Here is a 12,173-nt window from a genome sequence, read left to right as displayed (position 1 = left end):
TTCCCCTCAAAGTGAAAGTCCGGTTAGGGCCGTCTGCGAACTCCAGCGGCAATGAGGCAGTGAGCTATACCACTTCCTAGCTGGGAACGATGTTTGGTTAAACAACCACTGTGGCTAGTTCGTACTGGAATGGCTCCGATAGCCAAGACACGAGCTTCATTCGTTAACTTTTGGCTTCCAATTGGCTTGTTTCATAGCTTCACCTAATTCCACTCCGTATGCCCGGTCCGCGAACAGTCTCTGAAATAAAATATCCACCCGACTGTCAGGCCACTCACGCGAGAGTTTATCCGCCAAGGCCTGAGCTTCACTTTCGTTACCCAGCATCTGGTGAGCCGCCAAAAGATAAGCCACAGACACAGGGCCGACGGGGCCGCCCTTTTCGGTCACCTGCTCAAAGGCGGAAACGGCACCTTCGAAATCCTTCAGATGAAACTTTGCAGACCCCATCGCGTTCTGAAACACATAACCCCGGTCCAAATCTATTTTCGACAGCGCATCTTCGCTGATCGTCACGACTTCTTCGAACTCACCTGCGTACAACAGGATCAGTGAGACGAACTCCAGCACGTGCACGTCGTTTGGTGCTAAACGCTGTGCCCTGTACGAGAACTCCATAGCTTCAGGCCAATTTCCCTTGGTAAATTCGACCCAGGCCTTTGCAGATTGGCTCCACCCCGTTTCGGGTGCCAATTCAATGGCCCTGCTGGCCTGTGTGTCCGCGTAACGCAGCATGTCCCCGGTCGGATCGGCGTCCGGTGTAACCAACACTATCGTTGCTGCAACCTGCGCGGCTCCTGCGTGGCCTCCGAAATAGCTACGGTCGTTTTCGATTGCCCCTTTGAATATTGTCAGGGCTCCGTTCAGCCGCGCGGGCTCCAACGCCGGAAAAATCAAATCGCGTCCTGAGTTGGCCAGGTTGACGGCCTGAAGCCGCATGGGGGATGCATCAAAAATGGCGCTGCGCTCATCTTGGCTCAGGCCATCGACTGGCAGGTTGACTGGAACCCCACGATTTGTCGACATTAACGCAATTGCAGCAACAACACAGATAAAAATGAAAACCCCTGTAATCCCAACGAACGGGCGAAGCCAGGTGTGCCTCTTAGTTTCCCTCTCGGAAAATTCAGGCTGATCCGTCCCGGGCGACCTAATCGAGATCTCAGGTGCGTATCCGCCTTTTGGCAGATCGAAAACAGTGATTTCATCGCGGCCATCTTCGACATAATAGTCGGCCAGCTTGCGACGCAGGCGACCGGCATCCACCCGCACCACATTTTCTCGACGCGCCATCTCGGACATGGTCCCGCCGTAGACGTCCATGGCGATGGTTTTGGCACGGATGTCATTAGCGCGGCCATTAAGCGATTCCTCGACCACATAGACAAGAAAGTCCTGCAATCGCTGTGAACTTGCGAAAGTCGAGGATCTGACAAGTCGTTGAAGTGCGGCCCGCACATCCTCAGCGTCAGGCGCAATGCCCTCATTCAGAGGAGGTGACTTGTCTCTAAATACTTCCATATTTTCAGCGAGTTACATCCATGACTACACCGTATTATGCCCCGATATACCTATTGTTAAAAGTGAATTCGTCCAACACTCCAGTATATCTGCTGATCTATCGAACGAGACATCGAAATTGAAAGGCCTCGAACTTGATACGCTGTTTCCCGACCACCAGGCCGCAATTGCGGACTTACGGCGCGTGGACACTGTGTTCGATGAGATCTGCCAAGACTACCAGCTTCTCAGCGACGAGTATCTCTCCATGAATGCTGAGCCGGGAAGCCAATCGTATCAGATTCAATGCGACATCAGCGAGACCCTGGATGGTCTTAGGGATGAAATCGCCCAGTCCCTGCGGCGCGCAGGAAAGATGTAATTCGAAAATGGGGAAGAGATACCGATGAGATCAATATGGAAACATGCCTCTGCCATGGTGCTGATGGCTGGCGCGGGCTTCGCTCAGGATGCGCCCATCATTCATGATGGAGAATTCCACTTTCTCCGCGCGCAATTTGGCGAACAATGGGACGCTCAGGATACGGAGATCGAAGCGAAGCTTTCCGAGATCCGCGGCGCCAATGGCGGCAAACCACCTAATATTCTTTACATTCTGATTGACGATGTCAGTTTCGGTCAGATGGGCAACCGGACGATGAACTACGTCACCGGTTTCGATACACCCAACATCAACGATTTTGCCACAGAAGGCATGTCCTTGATGAGAATGTATACCGAGCCGTCCTGTACACCGACACGAACGGCAATGTTGACCGGCCGACACCCGGTGCGCGCGGGCGTGGAAGAGGTCAAGGTTGCTCTGGTCGGTGAAGGCCTGGCGTCCGAAGAGGTGACGATTGCCGAAATCCTGAAGGAAGAAGGGTACAACACCGCCCATGTCGGGAAATGGCATCAGGGCGATATTGAACAATCCTACCCGCACAATCAGGGGTTTGACTGGGCGGCCTTTCCCTTGCATCAGCAGGTTCAGCTCAGCTTGATGACACGAGATGCGATGGTTGCCAACAACATGCTTGGCTTCCATGCGTCGGGTCAGTCCAACCAGTTTCAATTGGACCAGCGGTTCAAACCCTACGGGCTGGTAACTGGCGTAGAAGGTGAAGCGGGCGGCCTTGCTCGCGAAGTAGACATAGCGCCGGGCGAAGAATGGACACAGGCAAAATACGAGGAAATGAACCTGCGCTATCAGCGTCAGGCATTGGAGCAGCTGGAGAAGCTGGCTTCGCAGGACGACCCGTTTTTCATGCAGTACTGGCCGCTCTACCCGCTGAACTTTGCCTACCCTGATGAGGCCGTTTCCCGCAATGGTGGCTTCCATGCCGACAAATTACAGGTTCTGGACGGCTGGATTGGCGAAGTTCTGGCCAAGCTCGATGAAACTGGCAAGGCAGACAGCACCGTCGTCATGATCATGGCTGACAATGGCTTGATGTATCACTACGAGGGGACATCAGGTCTAAACCAGCTGATTTATCGCGGCGGCAAGACCCAGCACCTGGAAGGCGGCGTGCGTACAGATGCATTTATCCGGTGGCCCGGAGCAATCGAACCGGGAAGCGCAGCTGGTGATATCGTGCATGTCTCGGATCTGTTCACTACCTTTGCCCGGATTGCAGGGGCAACCGACCGCATTCCGCGCGACCGTGTGATTGACGGGATTGACCAGACCGCGCTGCTGCTTGAGGGCGAAGGCAACTCGCGCCGCGATTACGTCTATGTGTACGAGGGGCCGGTCTTGCGCTCAGTAGTCAAGCAGGAGTTCAAGATGCATCTGCCTGCCCCCGGGCAACCCGGCGCGGCGGCTCCCGTGTTCAATGTCTACCGTGACCCACGCGAAGAACATCCCCTTGTAGGGTACTCTCTGTGGTCAGGGGCGTCCTTTCAGGACATGGTCAAGCGCCATCAAAAAACCATTGCCAAACACCCGCATCTGCCACTTGGAAAGGGTGTTCCTTACGAAGGTATCGAGAACCTTCGCCCTGAAAGCGAACTGACCAGAGAAGTCTTTTCCAGCTGGCAATAGCGAACTTGGGACGGTGGCGGCAAAGCCACCGTCTCACCAATCGCACTAAGTTTTTAGGTACACGATGGCCCGCCATTTCGTTGTTCATTCATATCTGGCGTCCGCGTTGCTGATGTCAGGTATTGCTGTCGGAGCTGAGGAAAACGCGTCGAACCCATTGGCTGCTGTCAACAACACGGACATTCGTTATCAGTATTTTGATCTTGAAGGTGGGGCAGACCGTCAGGATGTGTTCATTGATGGCGCATATATGCTGCGCCCTGATCTGAAGCTGAAATATGAGCTCCACTACAATTCGACAAATGCGACTGGCGCACGGTTCAGCGGGTTTGAAAAGACCAGTTTGAAGCTGATCTATTTCCCGTCACAGAAACCCCTGAATGACACCTGGACCGTCAAATCCGCGCTTGGGTTGGAGTGGATCCTTGATTTTGGCGACCCCGATGAAGGCATTGGCACCGGGTCGGATCAGATCGCCCCGTTTGGTGGCTTTGCCTTTGCCAACACAAACACCGGGCTGACGCTGATCCCTTTGGTCCAGCATTTCGCGTCGTACAATGGCCCGACTGATGTCAGCCAAACTGCAATGCGCCTGATTGCGCTTCAACCGTTTGGCGATGAGTATTGGGTCAAAGCAGATATCAAAGCGCCCTATGATTGGGAAAACAACGCCTGGCCTGCAACCGCTGAGTTTCAGATTGGCAAAAATCTTAGCCCCGGTATTGCCCTCTATGCAGATGTGCTGATCGGGATCGGAGCAGATCGTCCTTTTGATCAAGGCGTCGGAATCGGTCTCAGATTCAACTACTAAGTTTCAGGAACCCCAAAGACAAAGCTACGTCTTACCGCATAATTTTCAGCGTGATTGCGCTTGCGACGTGCCTTCTAACGCTGCCGACACTTTCCTGTGCTCAATCACTGACCGCGCCGGACCAGGACGAATCCAGCTGGGGTCATGGTGCTGCGTTCTATCTATTCACACCCTTGCGAACCACAGGGACATCCACCGTGGCTGGTCAAGCCGCTGATCTAGATCTTGGCGACGTGCTGGACTTGCTCGATTTCGCAGCGGCTGGCCGGTATGAGGCATGGAATGGAGATTTTGGAATAATCGTCGACGCCAACTAAGTTGGCATCGAACAGGATACGACGCTGCCTGGCTCGATGGGTGCCGAGCTGAACGTAAACGTGCGTCAAAATGGTCTGGCGTGCTAGGTGCTTACCGTATCGTTGACGGAGCATTCGGTGCAAAAAACCAGCGGTATGCAATCGATATTCAGGCGGGACAGAGGTACAACTCCATCAGTTAGGAAACAGACATCTCCACTCCGACGCCTGGCAATCCGCCTGTATTGGGCGCCGATCAGGATTGGATAGAACCCGTAATCGGCAAGCGCGGGATGTGGCGACTGAGCCAAAACTGGCCCGGAATTGCTTCGTTGCTGGCGGAAATGACCTTCAAATCGGTGCGAGTGTTGGTTTTGATTTCCAACCCTGAGAGACAACCGCCCTCACATTTGGATGCCGCTATTTCAGCGTCGACTACAGCGGCATGCTGAGTTCAGGAGAATTCGCCTATGACGCCGACCGGCACGGGCCTTACTTTGGCATCAAGTATTTCTTCTAAGGGCAGCTCTATTGCGTTCCCGGCTTCCGGCGTGCACGTAACTTTGCACTTGCAGTGAATGACGGCGAAGCAGGCTGCGACCGCAGCATTTGATTGGTCGGTGAAAGGCAGGTTTGGACCGCGAGCCTTCAATTCGACTGAAATTCGCCGAGCTATGTTATTTTCGAAAACAAATTTTGAAACTACGAGCGGCCAGCGGAAGAATTCGCTGGCCGTTCTACTGAGTTGAGCAAGGGCGCAAAGCCAGCCCTTACCCTGTCTGGGCGTGGTTGCCAAAATACATGAACTCTTTGTCCATTCCTGCAACGTCCGCCGCGTTCAGCGACAGATTGGCGCCGTCCAACATCTTGTAGCTGGGTTGGGACTTCACCCACTCATCCGCGTCCTGCAAGGTGGTCAGGGTATAGCTGGTGGTCTCGCTCAGATAATGTGTCGGAATGATAACTTTGGGATTCAGGCGCGACACGATATCATCGCCCTGACCATAACTGAGGATGTGTTGCGATCCGTCCACCGGCAGAGTGAGGATGTCGATTTCCCCGATGGCATCCCAGAATTCCTGCGGCGGGTTGTGCCTATTGTCGCCCCAGATCAGGGTTCGCAACCCACCGGCCTCGATCACATAGACCACCATGTCCATATGGCTAACATTATTGGGCGGGCAGGCTTCAACGCCGAATTCAGCCAAGGCGTTTGTCCAATTGTACCAACCCGGAGCCTGGCACGCGTGTTTGTCGGCAAACCCCGTGATCTTGATATCGGCAAACTCAAAGTTTCCAACCATCCGGTCCAGCACCATAGTTGAGACCGGGCGGTGAATGGCATCGTGGTCAAAATGCGTGTGGGTGGACATGCAGATGTCCACTGGCACCTCGGGGAATTCATTCTTGAACCACAGTCCCCAGGCACCGGACGGGTCATCGCGCCATGGGTCGAACAACACCGTCGCCCCGCTCGGCGAGGTGAATTTCAGCGCGCAATGGCCGTAGAAGTCGATCCCCAGATCGCCATCGACAGCAGTGCCCGTGGTTTTCTGCAATTCGATAACACCATTGTTGTTCCCCGGCTGGGTCCAGTCGGTCGATTGCGCCTGAGCCGATGTGCTGGACAACAAAGACGCAGCACCACCCACTCCTGCTGCTCCGGCGGCCATGAAAAAAGAACGTCGCGAAAGGCCTGGCGTCAGATCGTCTTTCTTGCCATTCACCAACGTCGGTTCCAGCTTTAGGTCTTCTCGTTCCATTATGTGTTTCCCTGTAGTTGCCCGGCACCCGGATTGGCACCATGGACAAAAGGGTAACAACGGTAGTCGGTCAGATGAGTGTGAGAAAACCAAGAGTAAATCATGGGGATCATCCCCATGATTATTGCAGGGACCGCAGCTTGCTACGCAGGTTCTGACCCGTTTTCCGCAAGCCCAGTTTCTTGCGTATGTTGTTGCGATGAAACTCGATTGTGCTCGGCTCACGCGACAAAACCTGAGCAATATCTTTTGTGGTCTGGCCGCGCATAATCATTTGGGCGATGTCCTGTTCGGACGGGGTCAGCTGTTCGAACACATCCCGCTTTTCGTCGGACATCGAGGCAGTGATGGATCTTAAATTCTCTTCCAGAATATCAAGATAGACCAGCGCCGCGTCGTTTCCTATGACCCGGCTGCGCAGCTTGGCAAAAGTCGGCGCGACAACTCCTTTGATCTGTCGCATGATGTTCTGGTCATAGTCATCGCGCGACCGCTCAACGCTTTGCAGCAAAACGCGCAGGGCGATGTTTGCCTCTTCCAACTCGGCGGTGCGTTCTTCGACACGTGTTTCCAGTTGATCCAGACTTTCCTGAAGTTGTCGTTCAAGCTGAACGCGTCGGTCCGCTTCGACAAGCAGTTTAAGGTCCGCTTCGATCACGCGAGCAAACTCTTTCAGCCCTTCGCGGAACATCAGAGCACGTCGGTTCAGTTTCGAGTCCAAAACGCAAATTGTCCCGAATACAGACCCGTCCGGCCAGTAGAGCGGGAAGCCGACATAGAAACTCATACCGTGTTCCATGTCGTCATTGTCCGCCCATCGGGGATCGTACTGCGCGTCTTCCACCACCAATTCGCCCTGTTCCAGAACGCCATGGCAGTAGAGTTTTTCGTTCAATCTGAAACACAGCCCGACGTCATAAGGGTGGTCCGCAGTATCGTTCCTGACGAAGACTGAGTGTTCGGGGGTGTGGGTGCGCATCACCAGACTAGCAGGCACATCCGCCAATTTGGCGATGAGGTTCACAATTCTCTGCCAGTTATTGATCGTTTCTTCCGGAATATTCAACATTGGCCGAACAGCGCCCCTTGTACTTGCTGCCTTGGCACCACCATCACCAATCCCTAGCAGCAGAACAATTAGAATAAGCCGATTGCCCTTCGATCAAGCCCTATTGCTTCAGCAAGGCGTGCGTTTGCCGCACAGTCCGGTGCCCGCCGGTTGAATGATAGATATGTGCCGTGAACGATGGTTCGATGCCAAAAAAGAGCATAATCTGCCGCCGATCGTTTCCCTTGCCCTTGCCAAACACAAGGCAACAGAATTTCGGAGATCACTGTGAATGCTTTGTCGAGCACGTGCATCGAATGCCTGCGATACGGGTTGCGATTGCAGCATCAAAACAACGGGTTGGATGCCGGCTCTGGGCCGTCCTTGCAGGTGAACATAGGTCGGTATCGTACGAATACAGGGGTCGATCTAATGGTGACAAAGCTGGTCGCCGATTAAAAGCGTACTCTGTTTGGCGCCAGGCCCGACGGAGTCTGTATACCGAAGCGCGATTTTTATTAGCGTCAGCCAAAGCTCAAACACCGGACAGGAACTTACGAACAGTGAAAGTAATGAGGTTGGCTACTATCTGCTCGCTCGTGTTGATACCGGCAAAATTTGTGTCCGCAGACCAGCTGGCAACAGACAGCTATGTGAAATACCTGTCGCGTAGCGACATGACTGACAATCAAAACCTATTACTGGCTGAGTGCATGGTTGCATTGCTCTCACCCGAAGCCCGAGTTGAACTCCAGTCATCAAAGTCTAAAAGAGCTGCAGAGTTGGCTTTTCTGGCAGACGGCAAAAATACGTCTCAAGGGGTCTGTATCGTTCGGGCACTCACTGAAGCGAAGTAGCAACATAATCGGGCGCTAACTGCCGCTTCAGCTTTGCAGTGGCGCAACGTGTTGAGCTGAAAGCCCACGCGGGGGCCCCGACGGTTTTGGACTTCGCCTGCAAGTCACGGTGGTTTTACCCAAAAACTGGCGCATTATTGCAGTGAGTAATTGACGGGTGATTATCAATTTGTTCGGTTGATCTGAACTGACTTTGCTTCACGTTGAGAACGTCCCGACCTGCGGCGCCAATAGGGTTTTTGGTGTCCGCACAAGATCAACGCCCATTCTGTCAAGGCTAGTACTGTTGTGTGCTCAACAGTGGCGATACCGAAGATCTGACTACCAGATCACAACACTAGCCGTGTACTAAATTCGCTTTTACTCACCCAGATTGGGAACTTGAGATATCCTGTCATTTCTCGTTCGCGATGCGCTCCAATTCATCGGCAACAGCCAATGGTGCGGTTACTATCGCCTCGTGACAGGCGGCAATTTCGGAAATGGGCCAGCCATATCGCCTCGCGCGGTCGAGCGATCCGTTTGCAGGCATATAGGGCGGATCTGATAAGTGAATATAGTGGGGGTTCAACCCTTTTCCTGCAGGCTTTTGCATGGCCAATGACGTCTTTAACGTTGCCAAAGGATGTGGGGTCAAGCGCGGCTTCAGGAAAGCGATGTCCGCCGCCTTAGTCACACCCAGAATTTCCGGGTCAACCGGGGGCAAACTAAGGCCGTTGCTGAACTGATTGGCCAGATCCTGGCGGGCCTGGGCAATTTCGAAATCCAGCAAATCGAACCAGCTCTCGCCCGGCTGCAATATTGCTGCATCAAGATAGATTACCTTTGAAATCCTTTCAGCCACCTTATCGCCGGTTCCGCAAATCGTGGCACCGCCAAAACTGTGACCGACCAAAATCAGGTCATGGAGGTCTTCAAACAAGATATGCTGTTCGATGTCGCGCGCAAAAGTCTCCAAGGTAATCTCTGCGTTGATCAAATGTGACCGATCCCCGACACCGGTATTTGTCGGCGTGTGAACCTGATGGCCCCGTGTCCGGAGGATGTCGGCGACCCGAGACCAACACCAACCGCCATGCCAGAGGCCATGCACAAGAACAAAAATCGATTGAGGCATCCGGTCCCCGATCCTTAAATTGGCTGCAACATTGTGGCACTCTAGCTGAGCTGAGCGAAGCGTCAAAAGTTTCTGCAATACCAATCAATTTTTGAGACTCGGTGACAATGAAATTTGATATTTAATTCACTAGGTATTTCTTGTTGGCAGGTCGAAACGGCACTAGCGACGAGAGGTAGCTGACCCCAATACTCTGTCTGCCTGGTGGGTTGTGTTAAACATTGGTGATGATTGGCAAGTGCAATGCCACTGGGTGATCGCCAACTAACAGCGCAGCCCGGCCAAGAGCTTGTCAACGCCCGACCCCTAAGTATTGGTCGCTGTAGTGCGACTGAGAGAATGGGGCATTGGCCGCAGTGTCGAAGAATGCTGCTATTTGTGTTGGGTCAAAAATGCTTGACGTTTGGGTCAGAATTGAAGGATGCGCTTCACTGAATTACTAAGGCTTTGGGCATCGAGTGAGATCAAAGATCTGTGACGTTCCACAACTGTCAAGGGGTCGGAACGGCCAAATCCGGGAGGGACCCACGCGTGCCTCACGCGGGGTAGGAACCGGAATTTTGTCGAGAAGACGACGCGCGTTCCGCGCGGCGCTGGCCCCTTGACCGGCGCGGAGGATCTCGTTCCGGAGCCTGGCCGCCGGGCAGTCCTCTTTCCAAAGACGCCCGTTTTTGCGGATCGGGATGATTGCGGTGGCCTGTCGTTCGATGATGGCTGCGTAGCATCGTCGGGTGTCATATGCGCCATCGGCAATCACCGTACCGATCTGCTGGTCTTCCGGGACTTGGTTGATCAGGTCCGGCAGGACCGGGCTACCGCTGTCGCGGCTCGAAGTGAATTCAGCCGCGCGGATGTCTGACGTCCCCTTTGCCCATAGCCAGATGCACTTTGCGCCGCTGGTGCGGCGTTACGCGCCATGCTTGGGCGTTTGCCATTCGCCATTGCCGAGGAACGTCATCCCCCTGCTGTCGACCAAGAGGTTCAAGGGGCCGTCGGCATGGGATCCGAACGGTGAGTGTCTTTTGCCTGCGGCAGAGGGTCGAATAGTCTAGCTCCAGCCAATCCAGCCCTGCCAACTCCAGCAGGCTGGCAACCACACCTGCAGTCTGCCGCAGAGGCAACTTGAACAGCTTTCGGGCCGCGCCAGCCAGGTCATCCCCGATCAATCCAAATCAACAACGAGGCACGCATTCTCGGAGCAGCATTGTAGTTGGCCCAGTTCTTCGTGCGATGGCGAGTGGGAGTCGGCTTCGGCATTCCGCCCTCCTAATCACATGGATTCACATTGTGAATTCTCCTTAGTCGAGTTCTTCAACAACGCCGTTCAGCAGCATGAACAGGCGTGCCAATCTCAATGGAAATCTCATACCCGCTGTCATCGGCATCCACGGCGGCCTCACCGTTCGGGCTTATCTGGCTGTCGAAATACCCATCGCGCAGCTGACCGTCGATATAAAACTGACTGTCCGCAACCAAAAGTGCACTGAGGGTAGCATCGTAGCCGACGGCCGAGATATCGGCGCTGGCCAAGCGGTTACCGACACCTGATGACAGATGGTCGATGCCAAATTCCAGCCCGCCAAACAACTGTCCGCCTGCAACCTCTCCCTTAGGGAAACTGTGTCATATCGACGTTCATCGCTGTTTGTCAAAACACTGCGATCACTGACATTTTTTGTACCAGCGTGGTTATGTGCTTGCGAAACTGCGGAGCGAACGTCCTGTGCTTATCCGCGCTGGTCATGGCCTCGAAACGGACCGGCCATGGACATTCCAGCACACATAGCAATAGCGAATGCAGTGACAAATGCAATCATTACGTTTTTCATCATTTCGCACCTTCCAGCTAAGCGTGTTCATTTCGCTGTGTGTGCAATAAACATGGTATTCTGCGGCTCAGGTTTATTGCGCGGGCACGTCAAGGTTTTGAGGGAAGGCATCAAATTGGCACCCGCCTACAGTGCAATATCTGGTGGGGCGTTCACTGCCAGGTAGGCATTGGCTTCGAGGCAACCGCTCGCCAATTTGATTGGGCATAAATCAACACGCGCAACCGCGAAAAACACGCTGTACCAGCCGAAAGTTTGGACTGGGTCGAGGTCGATTTCCTTGCTCTCTTACCGAATGGACAATGTGCTGAACCGGCCTCATGGAGAGACCGGTTCAGCCGGGATCCTGGTACTAGCTGTCCGGGCCCGGTGATAAATAGCGGCATGTCGCGTTTCCTCTAGGAAGACCCGCCTAGGTCCGCAATGTGCTACCGGTGGTGCATCCAGGTTGGGTTATCATCGAGGCCGCCACCCGACGTATTTCCTATGATCCAAGTGTAACTACCACCGTCTGCAATACCGATGGCTACGACATTGGGCAATTCCGAGCTCCAGTTCGTTCCATATGTACTCTGCTGCTGGGTCGAGGAGAGATTGGTTTGACCCAGATCCTGCTTTGATGTCACAGCGAAGCGACCGTCAGCCATGCTATTGCTTTGTTGGGTTTTGGCCATCCGGTCAGAGTGGCTGATTGCTTGCGAAATCGTTGAGCGAACATCATGTACATTCCCGCCCCGACCGTGGTCACGCAACGGACCGGCCATGGACATTCCAGCACTCAGAACAATGGCGAGTGCAGTGACGGATGTGATCAGTGCCTTTTTCATTTCTTGGTCCCTTTCGGTTTGGCGCTGTTGATGCGCTGTGTGTGAGACCAATTTGGCAATCCGCAGATCAGATTTATT

Annotated in this window: 9 protein-coding genes and 1 pseudogene; 3 read left to right on the top strand and 7 right to left on the bottom strand. The window is 53.9% G+C overall.

What is annotated here, in order from left to right; translation table 11 throughout:
- Positions 1 to 156: 156 nt before the first annotated feature.
- Positions 157 to 1,521: a tetratricopeptide repeat protein gene (locus AC2FJE_RS15605; RefSeq protein ID WP_496761130.1), complete on the bottom strand. Its 1,365-nt coding sequence runs from the start codon at positions 1,519 to 1,521 to the stop codon at positions 157 to 159.
- Between the two features lie 118 nt (positions 1,522 to 1,639).
- On the opposite strand from AC2FJE_RS15605, the gene AC2FJE_RS15600 reads away from it, so the two are divergent.
- From AC2FJE_RS15600 to AC2FJE_RS15590, 3 genes are all read left to right on the top strand, one after another.
- The gene (locus tag AC2FJE_RS15600) at positions 1,640 to 1,882 is read left to right on the top strand and encodes a hypothetical protein (protein WP_496699031.1); all 243 of its coding nucleotides are present in this window, start codon (positions 1,640 to 1,642) and stop codon (positions 1,880 to 1,882) included.
- A gap of 24 nt (positions 1,883 to 1,906) precedes the next feature.
- Positions 1,907 to 3,547: a sulfatase-like hydrolase/transferase gene (locus AC2FJE_RS15595; RefSeq protein WP_496699029.1), complete on the top strand. Its 1,641-nt coding sequence runs from the start codon at positions 1,907 to 1,909 to the stop codon at positions 3,545 to 3,547.
- A 64-nt stretch (positions 3,548 to 3,611) separates the two neighbouring features.
- The gene (locus AC2FJE_RS15590; protein WP_496761129.1) at positions 3,612 to 4,358 is read left to right on the top strand and encodes a hypothetical protein; all 747 of its coding nucleotides are present in this window, start codon (positions 3,612 to 3,614) and stop codon (positions 4,356 to 4,358) included.
- A gap of 1,066 nt (positions 4,359 to 5,424) precedes the next feature.
- On the opposite strand, the gene AC2FJE_RS15585 is transcribed toward AC2FJE_RS15590, so the two are convergent.
- From AC2FJE_RS15585 to AC2FJE_RS15560, 6 genes and pseudogenes are all read right to left on the bottom strand, one after another.
- A complete protein-coding gene (locus tag AC2FJE_RS15585; protein WP_282170410.1) occupies positions 5,425 to 6,417 on the bottom strand; it encodes an MBL fold metallo-hydrolase in 993 nt (330 codons plus the stop codon).
- A gap of 121 nt (positions 6,418 to 6,538) precedes the next feature.
- Positions 6,539 to 7,486 (bottom strand): LuxR C-terminal-related transcriptional regulator, encoded by a 948-nt coding sequence (locus AC2FJE_RS15580; RefSeq protein ID WP_496756626.1) that lies wholly within the window; start codon positions 7,484 to 7,486, stop codon positions 6,539 to 6,541.
- Positions 7,487 to 8,716: 1,230 nt separating this feature from the next.
- Positions 8,717 to 9,439, bottom strand: a complete 723-nt coding sequence (locus AC2FJE_RS15575) for an alpha/beta hydrolase family protein (RefSeq protein ID WP_496756624.1) — start codon at positions 9,437 to 9,439, stop codon at positions 8,717 to 8,719.
- A 607-nt stretch (positions 9,440 to 10,046) separates the two neighbouring features.
- Positions 10,047 to 10,696, bottom strand: a pseudogene (locus AC2FJE_RS15570) (IS5 family transposase); the annotation flags it as partial.
- Between the two features lie 54 nt (positions 10,697 to 10,750).
- On the bottom strand, positions 10,751 to 11,026 hold the full coding sequence (locus AC2FJE_RS15565; protein WP_496756619.1) for an autotransporter outer membrane beta-barrel domain-containing protein: 276 nt from the start codon (positions 11,024 to 11,026) through the stop codon (positions 10,751 to 10,753).
- Positions 11,027 to 11,696: 670 nt separating this feature from the next.
- On the bottom strand, positions 11,697 to 12,095 hold the full coding sequence (locus AC2FJE_RS15560) for a hypothetical protein (RefSeq protein WP_496756615.1): 399 nt from the start codon (positions 12,093 to 12,095) through the stop codon (positions 11,697 to 11,699).
- Positions 12,096 to 12,173 lie beyond the last annotated feature (78 nt).

Source organism: Ruegeria sp. CDSC002, assembly GCF_059610905.1.
Note: the sequence above shows the minus strand (reverse complement) of the source record. Positions and strands in the feature narration are given on the sequence as shown.